21 protein-coding genes are annotated in these 24,836 nt (G+C 72.1%); 4 read left to right on the top strand and 17 right to left on the bottom strand.

The window, feature by feature from the left end; all coding sequences use genetic code 11:
* Window positions 1-26 precede the first annotated feature (26 nt).
* The 5 genes from A7B18_RS15370 to A7B18_RS22910 all read right to left on the bottom strand — a co-directional run bounded on the left by A7B18_RS15370 (window position 27) and on the right by A7B18_RS22910 (window position 6,209).
* Window positions 27-1,271, bottom strand: a complete 1,245-nt coding sequence (locus A7B18_RS15370) for a DUF4082 domain-containing protein (RefSeq protein WP_102127581.1) — start codon at window positions 1,269-1,271, stop codon at window positions 27-29.
* Between the two features lie 98 nt (window positions 1,272-1,369).
* Entirely contained in the window at window positions 1,370-2,371 is a 1,002-nt protein-coding gene (locus tag A7B18_RS15365) for an AAA family ATPase (protein WP_219722144.1), read from the bottom strand.
* A complete protein-coding gene (locus A7B18_RS15360; protein WP_102127580.1) occupies window positions 2,368-2,715 on the bottom strand; it encodes a hypothetical protein in 348 nt (115 codons plus the stop codon). The genes A7B18_RS15365 and A7B18_RS15360 overlap by 4 nt, the downstream gene beginning before the upstream one ends.
* A 52-nt stretch (window positions 2,716-2,767) precedes the next feature.
* Window positions 2,768-3,310, bottom strand: coding sequence for a phospholipase D-like domain-containing protein (locus tag A7B18_RS15355; RefSeq protein WP_102127579.1), 543 nt, complete (start codon window positions 3,308-3,310; stop codon window positions 2,768-2,770).
* A gap of 949 nt (window positions 3,311-4,259) precedes the next feature.
* Entirely contained in the window at window positions 4,260-6,209 is a 1,950-nt protein-coding gene (locus tag A7B18_RS22910) for a DeoR family transcriptional regulator (protein WP_102127578.1), read from the bottom strand.
* Window positions 6,210-6,333: 124 nt separating this feature from the next.
* On the opposite strand from A7B18_RS22910, the gene A7B18_RS21520 reads away from it, so the two are divergent.
* Entirely contained in the window at window positions 6,334-7,347 is a 1,014-nt protein-coding gene (locus A7B18_RS21520; RefSeq protein WP_146009556.1) for a hypothetical protein, read from the top strand.
* A gap of 484 nt (window positions 7,348-7,831) precedes the next feature.
* On the opposite strand, the gene A7B18_RS15345 is transcribed toward A7B18_RS21520, so the two are convergent.
* On the bottom strand, window positions 7,832-8,152 hold the full coding sequence (locus A7B18_RS15345; RefSeq protein ID WP_102127577.1) for a hypothetical protein: 321 nt from the start codon (window positions 8,150-8,152) through the stop codon (window positions 7,832-7,834).
* Window positions 8,153-8,391: 239 nt separating this feature from the next.
* Between A7B18_RS15345 and A7B18_RS15340 the strand changes: the two genes are divergently transcribed.
* A complete protein-coding gene (locus A7B18_RS15340; protein ID WP_102127576.1) occupies window positions 8,392-9,126 on the top strand; it encodes a lytic transglycosylase domain-containing protein in 735 nt (244 codons plus the stop codon).
* A 356-nt stretch (window positions 9,127-9,482) separates the two neighbouring features.
* Here A7B18_RS15340 and melA read toward each other — a convergent pair whose 3' ends face one another.
* The 11 genes from melA to A7B18_RS15285 all read right to left on the bottom strand — a co-directional run bounded on the left by melA (window position 9,483) and on the right by A7B18_RS15285 (window position 22,165).
* Window positions 9,483-10,829: an alpha-glucosidase/alpha-galactosidase gene (melA, locus tag A7B18_RS15335; protein WP_102127575.1), complete on the bottom strand. Its 1,347-nt coding sequence runs from the start codon at window positions 10,827-10,829 to the stop codon at window positions 9,483-9,485.
* A 105-nt stretch (window positions 10,830-10,934) separates the two neighbouring features.
* A complete protein-coding gene (locus A7B18_RS15330) occupies window positions 10,935-12,245 on the bottom strand; it encodes an ABC transporter substrate-binding protein (protein WP_102127574.1) in 1,311 nt (436 codons plus the stop codon).
* 90 nt (window positions 12,246-12,335) lie between these two features.
* Entirely contained in the window at window positions 12,336-13,259 is a 924-nt protein-coding gene (locus A7B18_RS15325; protein ID WP_102127573.1) for a carbohydrate ABC transporter permease, read from the bottom strand.
* Between the two features lie 25 nt (window positions 13,260-13,284).
* Complete coding sequence (locus A7B18_RS15320; RefSeq protein ID WP_102127572.1) at window positions 13,285-14,211, bottom strand: carbohydrate ABC transporter permease; 927 nt, start codon at window positions 14,209-14,211, stop codon at window positions 13,285-13,287.
* An 11-nt stretch (window positions 14,212-14,222) separates the two neighbouring features.
* Window positions 14,223-15,236, bottom strand: coding sequence for a LacI family DNA-binding transcriptional regulator (locus A7B18_RS15315; RefSeq protein WP_102127571.1), 1,014 nt, complete (start codon window positions 15,234-15,236; stop codon window positions 14,223-14,225).
* Window positions 15,237-15,343: 107 nt separating this feature from the next.
* Entirely contained in the window at window positions 15,344-16,138 is a 795-nt protein-coding gene (locus tag A7B18_RS15310; protein ID WP_102127570.1) for a hypothetical protein, read from the bottom strand.
* Window positions 16,139-16,393: 255 nt separating this feature from the next.
* Complete coding sequence (locus A7B18_RS15305; RefSeq protein ID WP_102127569.1) at window positions 16,394-17,488, bottom strand: GGDEF domain-containing protein; 1,095 nt, start codon at window positions 17,486-17,488, stop codon at window positions 16,394-16,396.
* Window positions 17,489-17,628: 140 nt separating this feature from the next.
* A complete protein-coding gene (locus A7B18_RS15300; RefSeq protein WP_102127568.1) occupies window positions 17,629-18,711 on the bottom strand; it encodes an aldose epimerase family protein in 1,083 nt (360 codons plus the stop codon).
* A gap of 67 nt (window positions 18,712-18,778) precedes the next feature.
* Window positions 18,779-19,798: an aldo/keto reductase gene (locus A7B18_RS15295; protein WP_102127567.1), complete on the bottom strand. Its 1,020-nt coding sequence runs from the start codon at window positions 19,796-19,798 to the stop codon at window positions 18,779-18,781.
* Window positions 19,799-20,171: 373 nt separating this feature from the next.
* Window positions 20,172-21,485, bottom strand: a complete 1,314-nt coding sequence (locus A7B18_RS15290; RefSeq protein ID WP_245872913.1) for a HAMP domain-containing sensor histidine kinase — start codon at window positions 21,483-21,485, stop codon at window positions 20,172-20,174.
* On the bottom strand, window positions 21,482-22,165 hold the full coding sequence (locus A7B18_RS15285) for a response regulator transcription factor (RefSeq protein WP_102127566.1): 684 nt from the start codon (window positions 22,163-22,165) through the stop codon (window positions 21,482-21,484). The genes A7B18_RS15290 and A7B18_RS15285 overlap by 4 nt, the downstream gene beginning before the upstream one ends.
* Window positions 22,166-22,328: 163 nt before the next feature.
* On the opposite strand from A7B18_RS15285, the gene A7B18_RS15280 reads away from it, so the two are divergent.
* Window positions 22,329-23,738, top strand: a complete 1,410-nt coding sequence (locus tag A7B18_RS15280) for a TolC family protein (RefSeq protein WP_102127565.1) — start codon at window positions 22,329-22,331, stop codon at window positions 23,736-23,738.
* Complete coding sequence (locus A7B18_RS15275) at window positions 23,735-24,775, top strand: TolC family protein (RefSeq protein WP_102127564.1); 1,041 nt, start codon at window positions 23,735-23,737, stop codon at window positions 24,773-24,775. The genes A7B18_RS15280 and A7B18_RS15275 overlap by 4 nt, the downstream gene beginning before the upstream one ends.
* Window positions 24,776-24,836: the final 61 nt, after the last annotated feature.

The following is a 24,836-nucleotide window of genomic DNA, read 5'->3' as shown; positions in this document are numbered from 1 at the left end:
CGGCGTCTCGTCCTTACTGGGCGGCCCTACTGGGCGGGCAGAATCTCGATGCCGCTGAGCTTCGGGAAGTTGGCGGACCCGACCAAGAGACCGATGTCGATGAAGGTGCTTGGCGGGGGGCCACCGCCCGGCTGCACCACGAACTCCTTCACGATGGCCCTGTTGGGACCACCCGCCTCGGCCACGATGTCGAAGTCACTCAACACGCGTTGCCCGTTGATGCTCACGTCGAACTTTCGCTGGCCGGGCCGGGAGAAGTAGATCTCGGCGAAGTGCAGCCGCACCCTGTACGGGGTGCCCGCCGTGAACGTGGGCACTCTGTCGGCGTCGGTGCCCGTCAGGCCGAAGGTGCAGCCCTGCTCGCACCAGCGCTCGCTCTGGTACACCGCCTGCGGCGCCGGGAAGCTCACACCCCCCGTGTCGATCCTGGTCCCCGTGGTGTAGACCTGACCTGTGGGACCGCCGCCGTCGCGGGAGCTGCCCGGGAGGCGGTCGGGGCCGAACCACTTCACGGCGCCTCCACCAACGTTGATGCTCCAGACCTTGCCGAACACCACGTCGCGGAAATAGTTGCTGCTCCGGTAGGTCTGGGTCGGGAACTGCCCGAGGTCGCCGTACACGCCGTTCGTGCGGACGACGCCGGGGTCGCAGACCCTCACCGCGCCGGTCTCGGGCGAGCAGCGCGCCTCGCTGGGGGCGAAGAGCTTGCCGTTCAGGAGGCCGCCTTGCAGGCCGCCCACGGTGACGACGTAATGCGAGTTCACGTCCACCGTGACGACGTACGTCTCGTTGAGCTGCACGGCGAGCGGGTGGTCGAGCTGGGCTTCCTGCCAACCGGGGGCGCTCTCGCCGAGGAAGCGGGCCGTCGCCAGAAGCCGCCCGTCGTTGGACCAGACCCGCCCGGTGTGCGTGTGGTCGCAGCCCCCGCACGGCACGGCGGTCTCGCCGGGCGCCTTGAAGTACCGGATGGCGTAGAGGCGTCCGTTGGCGAGCGGGCGCACGCGCGTGCCCAGCTCATAGCTGCGGTGCTCGCTGAAGTCGCCCAGCTCGGGTGCCTGATCGGTGAAGAGCGTCTGCCGCACCACTCCCGCGTCCCTCGGGGTGGCGTCCGGGGTGGCCTGCCCCGGCAGGGCCTGCCCGGCGAGGGTGCCCGCCGAACCGCGCCCGGACGAGTTCACGGGGCCGGTCGGCTGACCACAGCCCGCGAGCAGGGCGGCCAGGGTCACGGCGATCAGGGGAGATGCGGCGGGGCGGTGGGGGAAGAGGGACATGGTGTGACTCCTTGGTGAAGAGGTGTTCCTGCGGGATTCCGGGGCCTTTTCCGCAGGCCGCCCGCCCGGCCTGGCCCCGTCCCGGACCTTTTCCCGGGTCACCACTCCCCCAGCGGCACGGTCGGCAGCTCCGCCTGCATCAGCAGCGCGTCGACCGAGGCGGCCACGCTCGGGTGGACCAGCCAGCGGTTCTTGGCCCGGATTTCCACCGCGACGTCGAAGATGGGCCGGGAGCGGCGCTGGCCCGCGCCCAGGTCGAGGTCGCCCAGCAGCGGGTGCAGCACCGGGTTTTCCAGCACGTCCTGAAAGACCCGCCCGTGGGCGGTGGCGATCACGTGGACGCCGCGCCGCCCGGCGGTCTGAAGCACGGCCACGTCCCCGTGGTAGCCGATCTCGTCGCAGACCAGCACCTCCGGGCCGTGGTTGGCGATGGCCTGCATGATCACGGCGGCCTGCCGGTCCGGGCTGGGCACCTGCATCCGCCGGGCGGACCCCAGGCCGGGGTGGACCAGCCTGCCGTCCCCGCCGATCTCGTTCGAGGTGTCGATCACGATGACCCGCGGACCACGCCGCTCGGCCAGCATCCGCACCATGTCGCGCAGCAGGGTGGTCTTGCCGACGCCGGGCGGACCGATCAGCATGATGCCCTGGTCGCCGTCCACGTAGGGGCGCAGCGGCTCGGCCACCCCGTAGACCATCCGGGCCACCCGCAGGGTCAGGCCGTCCAGGCTGTCGTAGCGGTCACGCTTGGCGCTGATGCGGTGCAGCGTGCGCTCGATGCCCAGGCGGTTGTCGGCCCGGAACTGCCCGGCCCGGTCCACCACGTAGTCGAGGTCGCGCTCCTCGACCTCGCGGTCCACAAGCAGGTGCCGCTCGCTGACCCGCAGCGCCAGCGGCTTGCCCAGGTCCATGACGATCTCCTCCAGGCCGTCCTGATGCCGCTCGGCCAGCATCCGGACCCACCCGGGCAACATCCGCAGCAGCAGCTCCACGCCGTCGATGGCCGGGCCCGGCGGCTGGCCCTCGCCGGAGACGGGCTCCCCCGGCGCCCAGGCCGCCGGGTCCGCGGGGGGGAGGCCGGGCGGGCTCACCGCGGTCACGTGCGCGGCGCGTCCGGGTCGGCGGGTCCGGACGCGCCCTCACGGGTCCCGGTGGCCCCGGCCTGGAGCGCCAGCCCCTGGCGGATCAGCCGCAGCTCACGGGCCATCTCCTCGAAGCGGGCGTTGGCGACGCGGGACTGCTCGGCCAGTTGGCGGACACTGACCAGGACCACCGCGGTCGACCACAGGAGCAGCGCGGGAAGGTACAGGTGCAGCGCGAGGGCGAGCAGGCCCAGCCCCCCGATGGTCGCGGTCAGCAGCCTGACGGCCACGCTGCCCAGCGGCAGGCGGCGGAGGGCGGGGGGTCCGGGGCGCCGGGCCGGGCGGGTGCGGGAGGTGAGCATACGGCTCCTTTCAGGCGCGGGCGGGGTGGACGCTGGAGGTGGGCACCCGCCGTCAGCGTGCCCGCGCCGGGGGCGTGGGGGGACGGTAGCGGTAGGGCGCGGCGGTGTTCCAGGTCCGGGTAAACCACGCGCTGGCCTGCGCCACGGCCCGCGGCTCCCGAACCGCCACGGTGGGCTCGCCCCGGAGCGGACTGACCACATCGGCCAGCAGCGGCCCGCTCAGCAGCACCCGGCGGTCGATGGTCGCGCGGGCGCCCCGCAGGCCGCGGACCAGTCGCACCTGGATTCGCGGAATCAGGCTCAGGCCCCCCAGGTAGCTGGCCCCCTCGCCAACGAACCGGGCGTCGGCGAGCAGGTAGACGTTCACGCCCCGTTCGGTGGCGGCGCGGCGCAGACCCTCGGCCACCTCCCGGGACCGCAGCGTCGGCGTGACCAGGAGCACCTCCCCCGTGGCCGCGTACAGGCTGGCCCCGACCGCCTGGGCCGAGGCCAGGGTCTGCCGGTCGGGCGCGGGAGCCGCCTGCCCGCTCAGGCTGAGACAGGCGAGCAGGGACGCGACCCCGGGGCCCCGAATCCTCCATCCAGACTGAATCATCCTGGCCTCCCGCGACGAGTACAGCATGCCCACCGGCGCCGCCCCGGGCAAAAGCCCACCGGCGCTCAACCGGTCCTGGGGAAGGGGGTGACCAGTGGAAGGAAGGGTGGGGTCGGGGCCTGAACCGGGTCGGCGACCGCCCCCATGGGTGCCGCTCCCACAGATGCTGGGGCCGGGGGGGCGGACTGGTCCGTCCGGACGCTGCCGGACACCCGCCGCGCCGCGCTGCCCGTGGAAAAGCTCAACTCGAACATCTGCGCCCTCCCCCATGCGGGGTCTGGCGGCCTGGGGCGGCGCGGTGATGGTCCCACATGGTTCACCTCCTGAGCGGGTCTCTGGGAGAAGGGCGGGCGGCGAAGGCGTGGAAAGCCTCCGACCTCCGGGGTCCGGGGAGCTGCGGGCGGCGAGCTGTGGGTCTTGGGGCGACTGTAGAAATCCGCCATGAGGGGTCGCTCACCCACCACATGAGGCAAATGAGCCCCCGTGGCGGACGAGTGGCGGCCCGGTCAGCCCGTCCGCCGGGGGCCCGAGCCCCCCCAGCACGGCGTGGCGGGTCGTGGCGGATCCCCCACTGCCCAGGCCCCGACCGGCGCAGGCCATCCGCCAGCGGCGCAGGCCACCTTGAGCAACGGTCGGCTGCCCTCACCTGCCGCCGTGGTCCGTGTCCGCGCGGGGGGGGGGGAGGACCGGTCTCCCCGGCAGCTCGCCCGGAGAGGTCCGCTCTCGTGGGCAACCGAGGGGTGGTCAAGACGAACCTGGAACAGAACCCCGCGTCGGGCGGGGGCGGCGACGTACACCAGCAGGGGCCCCTCCCCTTCCCCCCGGGGTCTTTGCCGGTCCCACAGTTCCCGGAGAGGGGTCGACCGGGGTGGGACCCCGGGGGGGTGGGTGCGGGGCCTGCGCCACGGCCCGCCACACCGTCCGGCACGCCCGGGGACCGAGACTCCCTTCAGTCGTCGTGCTGCCGGGTCGCGGCGTCGTTCCGGTCTTCGGCTCCCTGAGCGGACACCAGGCGGAAATACCGCTTGCCCGCCGTGCGGGTGCTGCGTACCTGACCGCTGGCCTCCAAAATCCCCAGGTCACGGCGGACCGTGGTCTCGGGCAGGTCGGTCAGCGCCACGAACTGGGCGGGAGTGAGGTCACGGTGCTGGGCCAGCAGGGCCAGCAGGCGGCTGTGGCGGGCCAGCACCGGATTCTCGACCTCCTGATCCTGCGGCTCCGGGCGAGGGGGGAGCGGCGATGGGGCGGGCAGGACTGTGGGGGGCAGGGCCGCCCACGCCCGCTCGCGGTCCGGGCCCAGCAGTTCCAGGCCGCCCCGCGTGAGGACGGGCGGCGCGTGCGGACCCGCGGACGCCAGCCAACCCTGCCCCACCCACCGCTCGGCCTGGGCCTGGGGTGCATCCTGCGGCGCCCCGGACGGCCCGGCGTGAATCCGCCGGTCGATCCACTCCAGGAAGGCGGCCTCCAGCAGCTTCGCATCCTGGCCGCCCGGAGTCCGCGCGACCCGCTCGGCCCGGTCGGCCAGTTGGTGACGCAAGACGAGATCCCGCGTCAGGTCCAGTCCTTCCGGCGCCGCAACGGCCCGCAGCCGACGCCAGGCGCCGAACAGCGGGTTGGACACCGGGCCCAGCCGCCGCTCACGCGGGCCCGGCAGCCACACCCGCGTGTGCCGCCCGTCGGCCAGCCACAGCTCGGCGGGCCGGTGGGGCGGTGCCCCCAGCCGCAGGGTGTGCCCGACCAGCCCTGTCTCCGGTCGGGCCCGGGGCGACGGGTCGGGCCGCCGGACCAGGTGGCAGGCCACCCGGGTCAGGCGCAGCGCGGCGAGATCGGGAGCCAGGTCCGGCAGCGGCGTGTCGCCCTCCAGCGGTCCCGGCAGGTACACGCTGACATGCTGGGGGGGGGCTCCTCCCGTCTGGGTTCCGGCCTGCCGCAGGGTCCGCAGCACCGTGTGTCGCAGCGCCCGCAGCAGCGCCCGCCCCGACTCCGTGCCGGCCACCGCCGGCGGGAGGCGCAGGTAGACGGCGGCGGGCCGGGTCAGCGCGCCCGCCAGGTCGAGTTCGGCGCCGGGCCGCTCTGCGGACCGGGTCGCCCGGTCCACGGCCCCGTCCCCGAAGGCGGCCAGGGTGCGGGCCAGCGCGCTCGCCAGGCTGGTCTGCTGCTCGTGCCGCAGGCTGAAATACAGGTGGGTGCGTTGCCGGGCGGGCCGGGCCGCCTGGGCCAGATGCACGCTCAGGGCGTCGGGCCCGGCCCGGGCCAGCGCGAGCAGGTCGCCCAGGCCGCCTGAGCGCAGGCCGCCGTCCAGCAGCAACCCTTCCAGCAGGGCGCGCTCGGCCCGCAGCGCCAGCGGGGCACCCGCCGCCGAGCCCGGGATCAGCGCGGCGGCCAGCCCAGCCGCGTCGTCCTCGCTCCGGATTCCGGCCAGCAGCGGGAAGTGCAGGGTGAACGGCTCATACGGCGCGAACACCTGCACGTCATGTCCCGGCACGAAGGCGGGCAGCAGCGGGCGCAGATCGGCGGGCGCCTCCGCCCCGAGGTCGAACATCACCACACTCACGCCCTCGTGGGCGTCGAGCAGCAGGTTCGGCTGAACGTACCGCTCGGCTACCTCGGCGGGCGTCCGGGCCTCCACCAGCATATGCTGACAGCGCTGGTTCTCTTCTGGCCGCAGGGCCACGCCCGGCTGGATCACGCCCAGGTAGCCGCGCGCGAGGCGACCTGGCCGCCGGTACTCCCAGAAGGTCCGGGCGGACCGGCGGGCGGCGGGGCTCCGGAGCCACCACAGTCCGGCGAGCAGACCCAGGACGAGACCAGACACCCAGACCCAGCGCCCGGTGGCTCCCGCCGGGTCGGCAGCCAGGCTGCCCAGGGCCAGCAGCCACGACCACGGCACGCCGTTCACCGCCTGCTCAGGTCCGGCACCCTTGGCCGTTGTTCGCGAGGACACGTCCTGCCCGGGTCACAGCCGTAGTTTATAGTGAACTGTCACGAGCAACGTGCCCAGCGGAAGGGACACTGGAGGGACCGTGGACATCCTGACGCCTGTCGACCTTGCGACCCGCCGCGCCGCCGAGGGGGTGCTGGGTGCGGCGCTTCCCGACGAACGCTCGCCCGAGTTCGCCGTGGCCCTGGACGAACTGGAACTCCGGCATCCCGAGGTGTACGCCCGGGTCATCGCCACGTTCGCTCTGCCCGCGGGTCCACGACCACCGCAGGAGGGGGTGTGGCACGGCTCGCCGCTGTCGAGTCCACCGGCGGTCACGGCGCGGCGCGTGTGGGGCGCGGCCCTGCTCGGCGCCCTGATGTGGGGTGCGCCGATGCCGGAGCGCGAGGCGACCGACCGGATCACCCGCACGGGTCCGGGGGCGGCCCCGTCTCCGGTCACCGCCCCAGCGACCACGCCTGCCCCTCGCCCCACCGTCGCCGTGACGTCTCCGGCGCCCTCCGCCCCCCCGGTGACGGGAACGAGGCCCACGCCCGTCACGGCGCCCACCCCAGCCGCCGGGGGGGGCTCCGCGGCGGTGCAGGCCCGGGCCCCGGCGACGCCACGGCGACCAGCCGCGGCCCCGAAGCCGGTCATCACGCCGTCCGTGCCCGTCGCACGTCCCCGTCCGGCCACGCCGACCCCGGTGGTGGCGCCCTCACCGCCAGCCCCATCCCGCAGGGTGCAGGCGCAGGCTGCGGCGCCCCCGCCTGCGGCCAACCGTGGGTCACAGACCCCGCCGCGCCGCCCCCGCCCGGCCACGCAGAGCGGGCCAGCCCCTTCCGCGGCGCTGGCCTCGCCACCGGCCCGGCAGGAGGCCCCCTCCCCACGTCCGGCCCCGCCTCCGCCCGCGCGTGTGACGGCCCAGCCGGCGGCTGAGGCACAGGTCACGTTGGCTCCACTCGTGGTGTATGAGGGCGACCGCCCGGCGGCCACCGAACAGGCCGGGCCCCTGTCCACCTTCGCGCCCAGCGGCGCGGGTGCCGACGCGGGTGGGTCCGACCTGATCGTGCAGTCCACGGGGGCGCTCAGCGCCGACACCGACCGCGCACCCTGAGCCCCGGCTTCCGCACCACCCGTGTCGGGTGACCACACGGCGCGGCTGTGCGAGGCGCCCGGTAAGCCGTCACGGGACCGGAACCGGGCTCGGCGGGGTCGCACTGACGTCGGCACGGTGACGGGCGCTCGACCCGCAGGTGCCGCGAAATCCTGCCGGTCCTGTCCTGATCGCCGGATTCCTTGCCTCTCCTCCCGGCCAAATGGCAGGTCGAGTGCCCAAGACCACCTCACGGCTGGGGACTGAGCACAGAAAATGAGCTGCGGCAGGAGCGGCAGGGTGCCGTCCAACGCGAGCTGGCTTCCCGACGCGGGGTTGTGTTCCGACTCCCGCCTTGGCCCTCAGCTCGCCATCACCCGTGAAGGCCACAGGCGTCCAGGCGAAACCGGGGGGTCGCTTCCCCCGGACTCGTCCTGCCCCACGCCTCCGGGGCGGTTCGCCGCTCGCCTCGCCCGGATTCGTCCTCGACCCACCGCCGTGGGAGTCAGCGCCGCAACGTCAGCACGCTCAGGCCGCCCAGATAGAGGCTGGCGGCCAGCAGCGCCCAGCCGTCGCCGCACACCACGCCCCCTGCGGCGGCCCAGGCCGCCGACGCCGCCGTGACCGAGAGCAGCACGATGGCGCGTATGGTCTGCCCCTCGGTGCGGCGTGGCAGGACGCAGGCCAGCGCCAGGTGCAGCGCCACCGGCAGCGCGGCCACGCTCACGCCCAGCAGGGTCAGGGCCGTCCCCAGGGCCAGCAGGGCGTGAACCGGGCCAATGCCGGGACGGGCCACCGGCAACCGCGACAGGTTCGAAGTCGTCATGGGGACAGGGTGGACGCAGGCCGGACCCCTCGCGGGGCAAAATCGCACACGGCCCAGCCCGGTCACCCTTCACCAGACGGCCTCCTTTGCGGTGGGGCGCGGGCGTGCCTCCGTGCGCGGGGCCGTCGGCTGGGCGAGCGTCGGTCGCGGCCCGGCGCCGGGCCAGGCCAGGGCCCCCGGTCGCCGGGGATGTGGCGCAATACCGCTTCGCCGCCAGCCGGTCCCCTAAGCTCCGGCGCATGAACCGCGCCCTTTGGCTGCTGCTGTGCGGAGGTTGTTCCCCCGCCCTGGCCTGCGGCCCGCTGAGTCCGGACGTTCAGGCATCGGTCCAGCGCTCGGCCAAAACGTTCGGCATCGACCAGGGACTGCTCCGCGCCCTCCTGTGGACCGAGAGTCATTTCTGCACCAACGCGGTCAGTCCGGTGGGCGCCCTGGGCCTGGGGCAACTGATGCCCAAGACCGCCGCCGCCCTGGGCGTCGATCCGCACGATCCGCATCAGAACGTGTACGGAGCCGCCCGGTACCTTCGCCAGATGTGGGACCAGTTTCAGAACTGGACCCACGCCCTGGCCGCGTACAATGCCGGGCCCGGAGCCGTCCAGCGCTACCAGGGTGTGCCGCCCTACGCGGAGACCCAGGCGTACGTGCGCAAGGTGCTCGGCGTCTACCCGCACTTCGCCGCAGGCGCCACGGTCGGTCCTGGCCGCGGCGTGCCGGTGGCAGCGGGCCCGGCTCCAGCCCGTCCGCCCGCCGGACCGAAACCGCCGCTGGTCACGCCGCCGCAGGCCAGCCGTGCTCAGGCCACGCCGCCCCCTCGTCAGTCACCGCTCCCGCGCGTCAGACCTTCCGCGCCGCCCGTGGCCGTCGCCGAACCGGGTCCCCGCCAGAGTTTGATCATCTACAGCGCCGCCCAGCCCCCGGCGAAATCGTCTGGAGGGGGGCTCATCGTGTTCGACGCGGCTCTCCCCCGGTAGCCTGTCCGCGTGGCTCCCCGGGGAGCGAGGTCTTCACGCTCCTCGACTCCACTCTGTCGGCGTTCGGCACGGCGTTTCGTCCCCGGGCCTGGCGTGTCTGCGCCCGGAGCACACCGACGCGGCGCTCCCACAACCCACCGTGCTTCCACCGCCGGAAAGAGTCGCCCACCGTCTTCCAGAGGGGAACAGGCGCCACGACCCCCCGCCACGTTTGACGCAGAAGGTGGCACCCTGGCATCCACGATGCCTCGACGGGCGCAGGGGCCGGTCACCCACCGGGCCGAGATGCACAGATCAGGGGACCGGGGAGGGTGACCTTTCGGGGACACCCTCCGAGACGTTTTCCAGACAGGCTCTCAGTCCGCCGCCAGCTCCGTGCGCAGTTCCTGGGGCACCCAGTCGCCGTGCTCGGCGAGCAGGTCGTCCACCAGGGCCCAGATCTGGTCGAGGTCGAGTTCGGCGGCGGTGTGGGGATCGAGCATCGCCGCGTGGTAGATGTGCTCGCGCTTGCCGGTGACGAGGGCTTCGACCGTGAGAGCTTGCACGTTGATGTTCGTCTGCATCAGGGCGGCGAGCTGCGGCGGAATCCGCCCGACGCGGGTGGGCTGGATGCCCTGGCGGTCCACCAGGCAGGGAACTTCCACGCTGCACTCGTCGGGCAGGTTGGTGATCAATTTGCCCGCGCTGCCGCCCTGGGGGCTGTTCATCACGTTGCCGTAGATCACGCGCGGCTGCCCGGTCACCATGCTGTGAATGATCAGGGAGCCGTACTCCACGCTGCGCTTGACCTCCAGCGGCGCGTCCTTGTCCTGCAATTTCTCCCGCAGCGTCTCCCAGCCCTCGATCTGCACCTCACAGCGGCGCGGGTACTCGTCCAGCGGCACGTTGAACCGCTCCACGAGGTCCTCGCGCCCCCGCTTGATGAAGTACGGCACGTACTCCGAGAAGTGCTCGCTCGACTCCGTGACGAAGTACCCGAGCCGCCGCAGCATCTCGTAGCGCACCCGGTTCCAGGCCGGAACGTTGCCGGACTCGGCCAGCTCCATCAGCCGGGGGTAGAGGTCCTCGCCCCGGTGCTCGAACTTCAGGTAAAAGGCCATGTGGTTGATCCCCGCGCAGAGGAAGTCGATCTCCTCGACCGGGATGCCGAGGTCTTGCGACAGCTCGTAGGCCGTGTGCTGCACCGAGTGGCACAGCCCGACCGTCTTGATGGGGGTCTGCCGCGCGAGGCCCCAGATGTTCATCGCCATCGGGTTGACGTAGTTCAGGTGCAGCGTGTCCGGGCACAGCCGCTCCATGTCGCGGCTCATGTCGAGCAGCACGGGCACGGTGCGCAGCGCCCGCATGATGCCGCCCACCCCCAGCGTGTCCGCGATGGTCTGGCGCAGGCCGTAGCGCTTCGGGACCTCGAAGTCGGTCACGGTGGCGGGCTTGTAGCCGCCCACCTGAATCATGTTGATCACGAAGTCGGCCCCGTCGAGCGCCCGCTCTCGGTCGGTCGTGGCGGTGACGGTGGGCCGCGCGCCGAGCGTCCGCGCCACCCGCCCGGCGACCTGCTCGGTCACGTCGAGCCGCTCCCGGTCGATGTCGAAGAGGCGCACGTCGGCCCCCGCGAGTTCGGGAAAGCCCAGGATGTCCCCGAGCAGGTTCTTGGCAAAGACGGTGCTGCCCGCACCGATCATGGCGATTTTGGGAGAGGTCATGGGACACCTTTTGAAGGAGAGTGGGAGGCGAGGTGTTGAACGTTCAATTCTCACGTGGTGGGAGGAGGGCCCCCAGCGAGCACCGGGAGCCCCCGCCGGTTCACCTTACTTGAACAGGGCGTTGACCTTAGCGTTGGCGTCCCCCAGGACGTCGGCGGCCTTGGCCTGACCGAGGAACACCCGCTGCATGGTGCTCGTCATGATGTCGTTGACCTGCGCGGCGGCGTCGGTGATCGGGAAGAGGAAGGTGCCGTTCTTGGCCTTGGCCTGATTCACGAAGACGCTGGAGTCCACGCCCCGGGCCTTGTGCGCCGCGACGGCGAGGTTGGTCGCCGAGGGGATGGCGGGCAGCACGACGCCCGTGCGCCCGACGGTGTTCTGACACTCCGCCGAGGCGAGGTACTTGACCCACTTCCACGCCGCGTCCTGGTTCTTGGAGCCCACCCAGATCGAGTCGGCCAGCCCGTTGAACATGCTCTTGCGGGTGCCGTCCGGGCCCTTGGGCAGCGGCGCGATGCCGACCTTGAAGGGCAGCTTGGTCGTGTAGTCGCTGATCATCCACGACCCGTTCGTCACCATGGCGGCCTTGCCCGCGCGGAAGAGCGAGTCGCCGCCGCTCGCCTGCACCTCCTGGAAGCTCGGGATCAGCCCCTGCTTGAGGTTGAGGTCCGCGAGCCACTGGATCGTCTGGGCGAAGCGGGGGTCGTCGTAGTTGTACTTCGTGCCGAACAGGCCGTTGTTGTGCTTCCAGCCGGTCGTGGCGGTGTAGAAGGCCCACTCGGTCTGGCCGTTGAAGCCCGCCCCGTAGGGGGTCATGTAGCCGTACTGGGCGACCTGCCTCTTGTTGAATTTCGGCGAGAGACCGTTGTTCCCCTGCTTGTCGAAAGTCAGCCGCGCGATGGTCCGCTGCCAGGTGCCGCCGTCTCTCGGGTTCCAGGTCAGGTTGGCGAGGTCCGCGGGCTTGAGCCCCGCCTTCGCCAGCAGGTCGGCGTTGTAGAAGATGGCGACCGTATCGAAGTCCTTGGGCAGCCCGTAGCGCTTGCCGTCCTTGGTCCAGAGCTGCGCGAGGCCCGGGTAGTAGATGTTCGTCGCCACCTTGTCCCGCTTGATCAGGGGGCCTAAATCCACGAGCTGGTTGTTCCGGGCGAACTCGGGGAAGTACGCGAGGTGGTTGGTGAACACGTCGGGCGCCGTGCCGCTCACAAAGCCCGTCGTGATGGCCGTCCAGTAGTCGTTCCAGCCCTTCTGGGTGATCTTGACCGTGATGTCGGGGTTCTTCCTCGTGAAGTTGTTCGCACACTGCTGGTAGGCGGGCTGCTGGTTGGCGTCCCACAGCCAGTACTGGAGGGTGGTGGCCGCGCTCGCGGAGCTGGTCAGGGCGGTCAGGGCGGCGGTCAGGGTCAGGAGCTTTTTCATACGTGTCCCTCCGTGGGGAGTGGGGTGGGCGGTGCAAGGGTGCGGGCGCGCGGGGAGGGTGGGGAGCGGGTGCCTTTCACATGACCTCCCTTACTTCGTGCCGCTGAAGGCGAGCGACTCCACCACCCGGCGGCCCAGGAAGACGAGCAGCAGGAAGACGGGAACCGCCGCCACGAAGGTGCCCGCCATCAGGCCGGTCCAGTCGGGCACGCCCTGCGGCGTCTGGGTGCGGAACACCTGGAGGGCGACGGGCAGGGTGTAGGACGCCTCGTCCTTGGCGATCAGGAAGGGCCAGAAGAACTCGTTCCACATCCCGATCGCCGTCAGGATGGCGAGCGTGGCGAGGGGGCCCTGGCTCATGGGCAGCGTGATCCGCCAGAAGATCGTGAAGGGCCCGGCCCCGTCGATCACCGCCGCCTCCTCCGTCTCCCGGGGCAGCGAGAGGAAGAACTGCCGCAGGAAGAACACCGCGAAAGGCGTCATCAGGACGAAGGGGGCCACCATCCCCGGAATCGTGTTCAGCCAGCCGAGGTTGCGGATGGTGATGAAGTTGGGGATGAACAGGACGATCCCCGGAATCATCATGGCGATCAGGAACAGGGTGAAGATCACGTCCCGCCCCGGAAAGCGCAACCGCGCGAAGGCGTAGGCGGCCATCGCCGAGAAGAAGGTCTGCCCCACCACGATCAGCCCGGTGAAGATCAGGCTGTTTCTCATCGCGTTCAGAAAATTCACCGCGCTCCCCGAGCCGCCCGCCGCCTGCGCCTCCTCCAGGGTGACCAGCCCCAGCACCCGCCGGAAGTTGATCAGGGTGGGCTCGCTCGGCCACAGCGACGCGGCCTCGGTGAACAGCGCCCGGGTGGGCGTCAGCGCCGTCTTTAGAACGATCCAAATCGGGAACAGCGAGATCAAGATGATGAGCGCGAGGCCGAGGTAGGCGAACAGCCTGCCGAGGGGAAAGGGCCTGCGGGGGCGGGGGGGCTGGGCCGTGTCGGTGTGCGGGACGGTGGTCACGTTCGTCTCCCCGGGTCGGTGGGCTTCATTCGAGGTCCGACTCGTTGGCGCGCAGCAGGCGCATCTGCACGAGGGTGAACACGATCAGGATGGCGAAGAGCACCATGCTCATCGCGGTCGCGTAGCCCATCCGGAAGAACGAGAAGGCGTTCTGGTAGATGTAGTACACGAGTACCTTCGTCGCGTCCGCCGGACCGCCCTGGGTCGTGACCGCCACCGTGTCGAAGATCTGGAAAGAACCGATCACCGAGGTCACGAGCACGAACACGGTCACCGGGCGCAGGAGGGGCAGGGTGATCCGCCGGAAGGTGGTCCACTCGCTCGACCCGTCGATGGCCGCCGCCTCGTACACGGTGCGCGGGATCGCCTGGAGCCCGGCGTAAAAGAGCAGCGCGTTGAAACCCACGTGCTTCCAGACGTTCACGAGGGCGATGGTGGGAATCGCCTGCTCGGCGGAGGTGAAAAAGGGCTGCTTGCCGAGCGGGGTGAGGTCGAGCCACTGGTTCACGATCCCCAGCAGCGGGTCGAGCATCCACAGGAAGATCATCGCCACGATGACGTTGGAGAGCAGGTACGGGACGATCAGCAGGCCCTTGACGAACATGCTCTTCACCAGCCGGTCCATCGCCACCGCGAGAATGAGCGCGAGGACGGTCTGGAGCGGGATATTCCACAGCACGTACTTCACCGTGATCCACAGCGCCGACCAGAACTTGGGGTCGCGCACGACCTCCTGGTAGTTGGCGAGCCCCACGTCCCTCGGCTGGCTGAGCAGGTTCCAGTCGGTGAAGCTGATCTGGAGGCCGCGCAGCGCCGGGTACAGGTAGAACACCGCGAAGCCGACGATCGCGGGGAGGATGAAGAGATAACCCGCCAGCCAGCCGGGTGAGCGGCGCTTGGTGGGCGCCCGCGCGGGCAGGGCGACGGATTCCGTCTGGACGGGAGCGGTCATACGAACCTCCGTTACGCGGACTCGCGCGGGACGAGGGTGACGGGGAGCCGGATCTCGGCGCTCTCGTGCGCGGGCGCGTGGCCCTCCAGACGGCCCAGCAGCCGCCGCACCGCGAGGCGGGCCATCTCGCCGTGGGGCACGTGGGCGGTCGTCAGGCTGGGCGCCGTGTAGCGCGCGAACTCGAAGTCGTCGAAGCCGCTCACCGCCACCTCCCCCGGCACCCGCACCCCGAGCGTCCGCGCGGCGAACAGCGCCCCCGCCCCCATGCGGTCGTTGCCGCACAGCACGGCGCCCGGGCGCTCCCCCCCCCCCCACAGCCGCCGGAAGGCGCCCCCCCCCGCCTCGGCGGTCCAGGCCCCCTCCTCGATCCGGGCGCGCACCCCGTGGGCCCGCGCCGCCGCCAGGAAGCCCTCGCGGCGCAGCACCGCGCTCGTGCCGAAGTCGTCGCCCGGCCCCACCAGGGCGAGGTCCCGCCGCCCGCGCGCGACGTGGTACGCGACGAGCCCGGCCACCCCCCCCGCGTAGTCGGCGGTCACCGAGGGCAGCCCCCCCGCCGGGTCCGAGCGGTCGAACAGCACCGCGGGAATCTCCCAGCCCTCCAGGGCCCGCATCCACTCCGGCGGCAGCGTCGTGCTCACCACCACCACGCCCCCGAAGCTGCGGCCCAGGAAGGCGGTGCGCAGGGCCCGGAGACCCTCCGGCTGCCCCCCCTGCAACATCGCCGTCGTGATCGAGTACCCCCGCGCGTTCGCCTCCGCGATGAAGGCCGACTGCACCAGGTTGCGGTAGGGATCATTGATCTCGTCCGCCGCGTGCCCGTAAAACGCGCAGCAAAGGGTGGTCACCCGCGACTCGCGCAGCGCCTTGGCGGCGGCGTTGGGGTGGTAGTCGAGGGCACGGATCGCGTCGAGCACGCGCTCCCGGGTGGCGGGGCGGATGGACGGGTGGTCGTTGAGCACGTTGGAGACGGTCTGGTGCGAGACGCCCGCGTGCGCGGCAACATCCCGGAGCGTGGCTCGGGTCATGACACCCCCTCGGGCAGATGATTTGAACGTTCAAAAAGAGGATGACAGGCGCTTGGGGAATTGTCAACATTCGCCTCACGACCTGCGGAGGGCGGTGGGAATGGAACCTACGTCCGGCGCCGGGCGGCCCACCGGTCCCGCTGCCCCCGGGCCTGTTCCTGGGCGGCGTCCCAGAACGTCTGCTCCACCTCCACGAGTCGGTCCGGGCTGGGCGGCGGGGTCCGGGACGGCGGTTCACCCCCGGCGCGGTAGGCCGTGGCCTCCAGGCGGGCAAGGAGGGACCCGGCGGGGGAGGCACGCCCCAGCCGCACGGCGGCGGCGAGCACGTCCTCCTCCCGGCTCCCCGCGGCCAGCCGCACGAGGGCCGCGTAACGGTGCGACAGCGCCTGGAGGTCGGCGACGCTGGGCGCATAGACCCAGGGGCCGAACTCGCCGAGCAGACTCAGGAAGCCGCTCCACTCGTTGTCGAAGACGGCGGCGAGCACGTCCCGCACCCCTTCCCCACCGCCCAGCCACGGGCGGGCGCGCCGGAGGTCGGCGGTCAGCGTGCGCTCCCGGGCGAGCTGCCCCCCCACCTCCCGGGCCCGCGACGGCAGCGACAGGTCGTGGAGTTCGACGAGGTGGGTGAGCCTGCCCCGTGCCCCGGGCGTCAACCGCACGGCCCCCGGAGCAGCGACGCCGAGCAGGGTCCAGGCCGTCCGCGAGCGTGTCCCCGCGTCCAGCGCAAGGCCGTGTTCCCGCAGCGCCTCGTCCAGCCTGCCGAGCGGAGAGCCGTTCGCCCCGGCTTGCTCCCAGAACCGGGCCACCACGGCGCGGGCCGCCTCGTCCCCCAGCGCCTGGCCCTGTGAGCGGAGGGTCTGCCGGAGGAGTCGGGCCTGGGCGTGGGGGAGGTCGGTGTCCATCGCTCCGGCCAGAGTACAGGGGAGTCCCGTCGGCTCGGGCGGCGTGTGCTCGGCCCAACAAGGGATGCTCGTCACACGGAGAGGAGTGAACCCTCTTGTCCCGGAACATTCGCCAGAAGAAGCGTCGTTACCCTGAGCGGAGAGAAGGGTCACCTCCGACGCCGGGGAGGCCTCGCTGCTCCCGGGGTGGCGGCTTCATCCGCCCTGTCTTTCGCCCGGGAGCCCTGGGGCTGACCCCGGCCTCTCCCCATCCCCTCACCCCGGGGCCGGGCCCAAGTCGAGGGGGCCCAAGTCGAGGGGGCCGAAGTCGAGGCCCCAGCGCGTGCCCGCCCGGTCGGCGCAGCCCCGCTTGGCGTGGTACATCCGCTGGTCGGCGCGGCGCAGCCAGACGCTCAGGGAGTCGCCCGGCCTCGCCCGCGCCGCCCCGGCGTTGAGACACACCGGGCCGACGCCGGGCGGCCACCGCGCCTCCCGCAGGGCCGCGTTCAATCTCTCGACCTCCCGCCCGACCTCCCCCCGGTCTCCCTCCACGAGCAGGGCGAACTCGTCGCCCCCCAGCCGGAAGGCGGCCCCCGGCGGCAGGGCCCGTCCCAGCACCTCCGCGACGGTCACGAGCACCTCGTCGCCGACGTCGTGCCCGAAGGTGTCGTTGATCCCCTTGAACCGCTCGATGTCCAGGAGCACGAGCGTGGGCGCGGCCTCGCCCGTCTGGGCCGCGCCCAGGGCCCGCTCGGCCCGCGCCCCGAAGGCCCGGCGGTTGGGCAGGCCGGTCAGGGGGTCGGTGAGGGTGGCCCGCTCGAGCTGCGCGTGCCAGCGGGCATTTTCCAGGGCGATGGCGACGTGCTGCCCGAGCAGCTCCAGAAACAGCAGGTCGGTCTCGTCGAAGGCGTGCACCCGGTAACTCTGGATGGAGAGCACCCCCACCCGCTTCCCCCCGATCTCCAGCGGCACGAGCAGGAGCGCGTGCACGCTCTCCGCCTCGTCCTCGATCTCCCGCACGTCGAGCACGACCTCCTCGGCGCTCAGCACCCGCCGCACCCGCACGGGGAATTCGGTGAGGTACGCCGTGAGGTCGGGAATCGACAGCGGGCCGCCGAGCGCTTGCTCCACCACGCCCTCCTCGTAGAAGGGCAGGCGGCTCGTCGTGTGCTGGCGGCCCTCGTACAGCTCCCACACCCACTCCTCCGGCGAGGCAAGCAGCGCCAGCAGGGTCACGTGGGTGGAAAAGAGCGTCTCCGCCTGCCGGTGCACCGTCTGGACGACCGCCCCCACGTCCCGGCTGCTGCGGGCGAGGTCGGCGAGCACCTGCACGAGCCGGTGGTAACGCGCGAACTGGGCGGGGGTGGACATGGGCAGGCGTCTCCGGGCGCCGCGGGAGGAGGAGTCCGCGCGGAACTTCCTCCACCCTGAGCCCCGGCCTGTCTCACCGCTCTTACCCCGCCGCCCCCCCGGGTGCCCTTTCTCACGCACCCCCCCCCCCGGCGCCGTGCTCAGCGCGCCGAGAAGGCGTACACCGTCCGCGAGGTGAAGCGCTCCCCGGGCCGCAGCACCGTGGAGGGAAACTCCGGGTGGTGGGGCGAATCCGGAAAGTGCTGCGTCTCCAGGCACACGGCCCAGCGGTGCCCGTAGACCTGGCCCTCCTTCCCCACGATGGAGCCGTCGAGGAAGTTCCCCGAGTAGAACTGCATTCCCGGCTGGGTCGTGAGGACCTCGACCCGCCGCCCGGAGAGGGGGTCGCGGAGTTCGGCGGCGGGCCTGAGCCCCTCCCCGTCCCGCAGCACGAAGTTGTGGTCGTAGCCGCCCGCGAAGCGCAGTTGCTCGTCCGGCTCGTCCACCCGCGCCCCCACGGCCCTCCCCTCCCGGAAGTCGAAGGGCGTGCCCTCCACGGACCGGAGCTCACCCGTGGGGATCAGCGTCCCGCCGATGGCCGTGATGTGGTCGGCGTGCACCGTCAACTCGTGCCCGAGAATGTCCCGCCCCGCGTCGCCGCTCAGGTTCCAGTACGTGTGGTTCGTGAGGTTGAGGATGGTGGGCGCGTCCGTCGTCGCCTGATAGTCGATCTGGAGGGAGTCGTCGTCCGTCAGCGTGTACGTCACCCGCACGGCGAGGTTCCCCGGGTAGCCCTCCTCCCCGTCCGGGCTGAGGTACGAGAGTGCGAGGGCGGGACCCTTCTCACCGTCGATGGGCCGCCCCTGCCACAGGCGCAGGTTGAAGCCCCGCTCGCCGCCGTGCAGGGCGTTGGGGCCGTTGTTCCGCGCGAGCCCGTACGCCCTGCCGTCCAGGGTGAAGCGCCCGCCCGCGATCCGGTTGCCGTACCGCCCGATGAGCGCGCCGAAGTAGGGCGACGTGCCGAGGTCGAAGTACCCCTCGGCCCGGTCGTGGCCGAGCACGATGTCCCCGAGTCTGCCCTCCCGGTCCGGCGTGAGGAGGCGCACGACCACGCCCCCGAAGTCCGTGATGTGGGCCCGCAGGCCGCTTCGGTTCCGCAACTCGTAGAGCGTGACAGGCTGGCCGTCCGGCGCCGTGCCCCAGGGCTGCGAGGAGAGGCCCGGTTCTGGGTTCGTGTCCGTCATGGCTCGGTGCTCGTTTCTCCTCCGCGCGGGGTCGGGAGCGCCCTTCCCTCCCCAACTGCTCCCGCGCTCACGTCTCCAGCTCGGTTCTCGCCCGCTCCCAGTCGCTGACGCGGGTGATCTCGCCGAGGTCCTCGGGGCTGAGCTGGAGTTCCAGCGTGCCGAGGAGTTCCCCGAGCTGGGTGACGTTGTTCGCGCCGATGATGGGGGAAGTCATCATGGGCTGGGCCAGGAGCCACGCGAGCGCCACCTGCGCGGGTTTGGCCCCGTGCCGCCCCGCCACCGCCTCCAGCGTCTCCACGATGTCGAAGTTGCGGTCACTGAAGCGCCGCCGCGCGTTCTCGTCCGCCCGCACGCTCTCGGGGAGGGGCTGGCCGCGCCTGTACTTGCCGGTGAGCATCCCGCCGCCCAGCGGGCTCCACGGCACGATCCCGATCTCGTAGGCCTCGCACACCCGCATCAGCTCGCGCTCGAAGTTGGCCCGCGTCGGCGAGAGCAGGCTGTACTCGGGCTGGATGCTCACGAAGGCTTCCAGGCCCCGCCGGTCGCTCGTCCACAGCGCCTGCATCAGCCGCCACGCGGAGTAGTTCGAGCAACCGATATAGCGCACGTACCCGCGCTTCACGAGTTCGGTGAGGGCCTCCAGCGTCTCCTCGATGGGGGTCTGGTTGTCGATCCAGTGGGCCTGGTACAGGTCGATGTAGTCCACCTGCAACCTGCGGAGGCTGTCCTCGCAGGCCTGCATGACCCAGCGGCGGGACAGGCCCTCGCGCTGGTGGACTGACTTCCTTCCCTCGCCCCCGAACTGCCCCATCGGCCCGCGCACCTTGGTGGCGATCACGATGTCATTGCGGTTGCCTCGGGCCTTGATCCAGCGCCCGATGATCTCCTCGGAGACGCCGCCGGGATTGCCCTCGGTCCACGTCGTGTAGATGTCGGCGGTGTCGATGAAATTGCCGCCCGCCTCGTAGTACGCGTCCATGATGGCCTGCGAGGTCGGCTCGTCGGCACTCCAGCCGAACTGCATACTGCCTAGGCCGATGGGAAAGAGATGCAGGCCGCTGCGGCCCAGCTTGCGGTACGTGGTCATGGCAGGGTCCTCCTGAGAACCGGGCTCGGGTGAGATGCCGTGGGCAGCGTCCTCGCCGGCCACAGCCCCCCTACCCTTCACCCCCCGCGCCCCAGGGGGATGAACGCCGCCTGCACCCGCTGTTAAGGCAGACGCCTCCCCAGCCCAGCCACCGGTATAATTAATACACCCAAACGTGCATCCAGGACGCCCTGCATCCCACCCCCTGCCATCGCTCCCGCCTAGGCAACCGGGCACAGCAGGAGCGCGGTGGAGGCTCCTTGCGACAGAAAACCTGCGAAAAACCGACCGATCGAAGAGACGGGCGAACGTGAGGCAAGGATCGGCGGCAGGGAGTGCCAGACAAGGCTTTGTATTAATTGACGGCTGGCCGCTATGGTGTCTGCCCCCTCACATCGAGGCTGCCTTCTCGGTGCAGAGGCAGGCTCACGGTCAATCTCGCGCCGCCGAGGGGGGACGGGCCCGCACTCGTCTGCCCGCCGTGAGCGTGGGCGAGGGCGCGCACGATAGCGAGGCCGAGGCCGCTCCCCCCCGTGTCCCGCGCCCGGCTCTCGTCGAGGCGGGCGAAACGGGTGAACACCAGTTCACGGCTCTCCTCGGGGATGCCCGGGCCGTCGTCGTCCACATGCAGGCGGGCGGCGTCGGCGTCCGTCTCCACCCACACCTCGACCCGGGCGCGGGCGTGGCGCAGGGCGTTCTCGACGAGGTTGGCCGCCACCTGCCGCAGCCGGTCGGGGTCGGCCACGACGGGGGCGGGGACGGCGTGGAGGACCAGGGCCACGCCGCGCGCCCCGGCCCGGTCGCCGAGGTCGCGCACGACCTGCCCAGCGAGGTCGGAGAGGTCCACCTCCCGCGTGTGCAGGCCCAGCCGCCCGGCGTCCGCGAGGGTCAGCGTGCGCAGGTCGCCGACGAGGCGGGTCAGGAGCTGGGTCTGGGTGCTCAGCAGGGCGATCTGGCCGGGTTCGAGGGGGTACACGCCGTCTTCGAGGGCGTCGAGGCGCGCCTGCATGACGGCGATGGGAGTGCGCAGCTCGTGGGCGATGTCGGCGACGGCCTGCTGGCGCTCGCGCTCCAGGGCCTGGAGGTTCCCCGCCATCTCGTTGAAGGTGTGGGCGAGGTCGGCCACCTCGCGCTCGCCGCTCAGGACGGGGGCACGGGAGGAGAGGTCGCCCCGCGCCAGCCGGGCCGCCGCGTACGAGACGGCGGTGATCGGGCGGGCCAGACGGCGCGCGAGGAGCAGGCTGAGGGACGCCGCCACCGCCGCCGCGACGAGGCCCCCCTGCACCAGACTGGTCTGCACGTCGCGGACGAAGGAGCGGGCGCGGGGACTCAGCACCACCGGAAGCCCGCCCCCCCGGTACCCGCGCGAACGGGCGGCGTCGGCATTCCCGGTGCCCGACCCTGATGCGCCGGTGCCGGAGGGGGCGGCCTCGGGGTCGTCGGTCCGGGACGGGGGACGGGGCGGGGGGGGCGGCTCCTCGCCGCGGCGCTCGGCCTCCTGGCGCTCGCGGAGGTAGGTCTGGACCTCGGGCGGCAGGCGGGCGATCTCGCGGCGCACGGCGAGGTTGGAAAACAGGAACATGCCCCCCACCGCCAGCCCCACGACGAGCAGCATGGCGAGCAGGAGCGTCACCGCGAGGCTGGGCGTGCGTGGGCGGGGCGGGAGGCGGGGCGGGGGTGAGGTCAAGCGGGCGCCTCCAGGCGGTAGCCCACCCCCCGCACGGTGTGGAGCAGACCCCCCGCCCGCGCGGCGTCGAGCTTGCGCCGCACCGAGGCGAGGTGCGCGTCCACCACCCGTTCCAGGGCGTCCGAGTCGGGCAGGGCCGCGGCGAGCAGCTCCTCGCGCGTGAAAGCCCGCCCCGGCACCTGCGCGAGGTGGGCGAGCAGCCGGAACTCCGCCGGGGTGAGGCCGAGCGCCTGGCCGTTCACCCGCGCGAGCACCGCCCGGCGGTCGACCTCCAGCGGCCCCACCCGCAGCGGACGCTCGGTGTCGTCCAGGGCCGCGCCGACCCGCCGCAGCACCGCCTTCACGCGCGCCATCACCTCGCGGGGGCGGAAGGGCTTGACCACGTAGTCGTCGGCACCGAGCTCCAGGCCGACAATTCGGTCGGTTTCCTCAGCGCGGGCGGTGACGAGGATCACGGGGGTGGAGCCGCCCTGCCGCACGGTCTTGAGGACGTCGAGGCCGCCGCGGCCCGGCAGCATGATGTCGAGCAGGATCAGGTCGGGGTGGGCGGCGCGGTAGACCCGCAGCGCGGCGTGGCCGTCGGCGGCGCGTTCGGTGCGGTAGCCCTCCTGGCGGGCGTAGGCTTCGAGCACCTCCGCGAGCTGGGGTTCGTCCTCCACGATCAGGATCAGGGCGCTCATGCTTAGATGGTAGGTGTCGTCAGCGAAGATTGAACGAAGGCCAGCGCCCCCGCCCCGCCTCTCTCCCCGCCGCGAAGGGTGGCCCCAGCGCGCCCCGGCTCCTTCGACAAACCTTCAACAACACTTCGCGGCCCCTTCGCGGGCGCGGCGCAGGCTGGGCCGCATGACCCGGCCTTCCCCCCCACCCATCCCCCGGTCCGGCGGGCGCCTGGCCCTGGGGCTCGCGCTGGCCCTCGGCGTGGGCGGCGCCTGCGCGCAGACCACCCCGGGCCCGGCAGCCCCCTCCTCGGCGAACCCGAGCACGCTGACGCTGGAGGGGGCCCTCGCGCGGCTGGCGCAGGCGCCGGGCGTGACCCAGGCCCAGCTCAGCGTGCAGGTGGCCGGGCAAAACCTCGACGCCGCCCGCCGCGCCCTGGGCCTGAGCGTCAGCGTCACCGGCAGCACGAGCTACGCGGGGGGTTCGACCGCCACCGCCGACGACGGCACAACCACCTCCACCGCGGGCAGCCTGGGGGGCAGCGTCGGCGTGCAGGCGAGCCTGGGCCTACTGCCGTGGTCGAGTGGCCAGAACAGTCTGCGGACCGCCCAGCGCAGCCTCACCCTCGCGCAGGCCAGCCTCCAGGCCGCCCAGGCCAGCGCGCGGCTCAACGTGTACCAGCAGTACCTCGCCGCCGTGGTCGCCGGGCGCGACGTGACCCTCGCTCAGGACACCCTGGCCCTGCGGCAACGCCAACTGGAGATCGCCCGCACCCAGCGCGCCCAGAACAACGCCACCCAGGAGAGCGTGCTCAGCGCGCAGGCGAACGTGCAGCTCGCCCAGGCCTCCCTGCTCGAGGCGCGCAGCGACCTGGAGGTCGCCCGGCTGAACCTCGCGGCGGTGCTCGGCCAGAGCCTGACGGGGGTGACCTTCTCCACCCAACCCGCGGGCGCCTTCACCCTGCCGGACCTGAATACTCTCGTCACCCGTGCCAGAACGAATACGGTAGACGTGATCGAGGCACAGAACACCCTCGCCGCCGCCCAGGAGACGCTGGAGGAACAGCAGCGCGACCAGCGCCTGCCCGACCTCACGGCCAGCCTGCGTTACGGCCCGGCCACCAGCGGCGGGCTGAGCGCCACACTCGACGTGCAGGCGGGCAACGCCGGGGTGGGCTACAGCGTGCCCTTCGGCGGGAGCGGCGCGGGCAACCGGGTGGTCGCCAGCGTCACGGGCAGCTACGTGGTGTACTCTCCGGCCCTGCGCGCCCAGCTCTCGGCGGCGCAGGCGAACGTCACCCAGGCGCAGCTCAGCGTGCAGGTGGCCCAGCAAAACGCGGAGCTGAGCGTCCGCACCCTCTACAGCACCGCGCAGACGAACCTCACGGCCCTGGGGTCGGGCGCCACCCAGGTACAGGTCGCCCAGGCCACCCTGAGCGCCGCGCAGGCCCGGCTGCGGGCCGGGACCGGGACCGCCGACGCCGTGACGAGCGCGCAGATTGCCCTGGATCAGGCGGGGCGCAACCTCGTGCAGGCGCGCGTGACGGTGCAACTCGATCTCATCCGACTCCAGAACGCCGCCGGAGGCGCCCCGTGAAGCGTGCCCTTCCCTTCGTCTTCCTGTCCGCCGCACTGCTGCTCCCGGCGGCGACGGCCCAGTCCGCCGTCACGCTCACCCGTGCGGTGCAATCCGCCCTCGCCAATGGAGCGGACGTTCGCACGGCCCAGGCCAACCTGGACAAGGCCGCCGCCACCAACCGCGCCGCCCAGGCCGACCCCAACACCCTCGCCGCTGCCAAGCTCTCAGCCCGCAACACCGAAGCCCTCGCCCGGGTGGGGCTCCGGGCCGCCCGGCTCTCCACCCTGCAAAATACCGTGAACGCCTACACGGCCCTGCTGGAGGCGCAGGAGAACGTTGAACTCCAGTCCCTCCAGGTGCAGGTCGACCAGAAGGCCTTGCAGGTCGCGCGGGTCAAGCTCAGTGTCAACAACGCCACCCCCCTTGACGTGCAGCGGGCCCAGAACACGCTGGCGGGCAGCAGCGAGGACCTCACCGACGCCCGCGCCCAGGTCAACCTCGCCTCCGCCCGCCTCGCCACCCTCACCGGACTGGGCAGCGACGTGCGGGCGGCGGGAGCCCCCAACGTGCCCTCGCTCAAGACCAGCCTCGCCTCACTGCGGACGGGGCTGAATGCCAACCTCGCGGGCGTGGTGAGTGCCCAGCAGGACGTGGCCGAGGCGCAACTGGCCGTGAGGTTGGCCGACAACGACTTCACCCCGGCGCGGACGCTGGCGGACGCACGGACGACGCTGGCAAACGCCCAGCGGAGCCTCGACGCGGCGCAGAAGAATGCGCAGACGACGCTGGCGGGGGCGTATCAAACGGCCCAGAACGCGGCAGCCCAGCTTGGGGTGGCGCAAAGCCGGGAGGCCGCCGCGCAGAAGAGCTACAGCCAGGACGCGGCGCGGCTCAGGAGTGGGACGATCAGTGCGGTAACGCTTCAGGGGACGCAACTCGCGCTCAAGCAGGCCCGCTTCGCCCGCTTGCAGGCTCAGGACGCGGTGCTCGAAGCGCTCGCTGCGCTCTCGGTCGCCGCCGGGCAAAACCTTTCCGGCATCGGCGGAACACTCTGACGAGACGACCTCCCCCCCTGAACGACGGAGGAGGAACAACAGCCGCGCGCCCCTCTCCCCT

Origin of the sequence: Deinococcus planocerae (genome assembly GCF_002869765.1) — a bacterium.
GTDB classification, from domain to species: domain Bacteria; phylum Deinococcota; class Deinococci; order Deinococcales; family Deinococcaceae; genus Deinococcus; species Deinococcus planocerae.
This window is presented reverse-complemented; position numbering and strand designations above follow the sequence as displayed.

Excerpts from the sequence above, each read along its gene's own strand:
- A7B18_RS15280 (WP_102127565.1), top strand. The coding sequence starts at position 22,329 with ATGACCCGGCCTTCCCCCCCACCCATCCCCCGGTCCGGCGGGCGCCTG.
- A7B18_RS15345 (WP_102127577.1), bottom strand. The coding sequence starts at position 8,152 with ATGACGACTTCGAACCTGTCGCGGTTGCCGGTGGCCCGTCCCGGCATT.
- melA (WP_102127575.1), bottom strand. The coding sequence starts at position 10,829 with ATGACCTCTCCCAAAATCGCCATGATCGGTGCGGGCAGCACCGTCTTT.
- A7B18_RS15330 (WP_102127574.1), bottom strand. The coding sequence starts at position 12,245 with ATGAAAAAGCTCCTGACCCTGACCGCCGCCCTGACCGCCCTGACCAGC.
- A7B18_RS15340 (WP_102127576.1), top strand. The coding sequence starts at position 8,392 with ATGAACCGCGCCCTTTGGCTGCTGCTGTGCGGAGGTTGTTCCCCCGCC.
- A7B18_RS15300 (WP_102127568.1), bottom strand. The coding sequence starts at position 18,711 with ATGACGGACACGAACCCAGAACCGGGCCTCTCCTCGCAGCCCTGGGGC.
- A7B18_RS15305 (WP_102127569.1), bottom strand. The coding sequence starts at position 17,488 with ATGTCCACCCCCGCCCAGTTCGCGCGTTACCACCGGCTCGTGCAGGTG.
- A7B18_RS15285 (WP_102127566.1), bottom strand. The coding sequence starts at position 22,165 with ATGAGCGCCCTGATCCTGATCGTGGAGGACGAACCCCAGCTCGCGGAG.
- A7B18_RS15315 (WP_102127571.1), bottom strand. The coding sequence starts at position 15,236 with ATGACCCGAGCCACGCTCCGGGATGTTGCCGCGCACGCGGGCGTCTCG.
- A7B18_RS15295 (WP_102127567.1), bottom strand. The coding sequence starts at position 19,798 with ATGACCACGTACCGCAAGCTGGGCCGCAGCGGCCTGCATCTCTTTCCC.
- A7B18_RS15355 (WP_102127579.1), bottom strand. The coding sequence starts at position 3,310 with ATGATTCAGTCTGGATGGAGGATTCGGGGCCCCGGGGTCGCGTCCCTG.
- A7B18_RS15320 (WP_102127572.1), bottom strand. The coding sequence starts at position 14,211 with ATGACCGCTCCCGTCCAGACGGAATCCGTCGCCCTGCCCGCGCGGGCG.
- A7B18_RS15370 (WP_102127581.1), bottom strand. The coding sequence starts at position 1,271 with ATGTCCCTCTTCCCCCACCGCCCCGCCGCATCTCCCCTGATCGCCGTG.
- A7B18_RS15310 (WP_102127570.1), bottom strand. The coding sequence starts at position 16,138 with ATGGACACCGACCTCCCCCACGCCCAGGCCCGACTCCTCCGGCAGACC.
- A7B18_RS15360 (WP_102127580.1), bottom strand. The coding sequence starts at position 2,715 with ATGCTCACCTCCCGCACCCGCCCGGCCCGGCGCCCCGGACCCCCCGCC.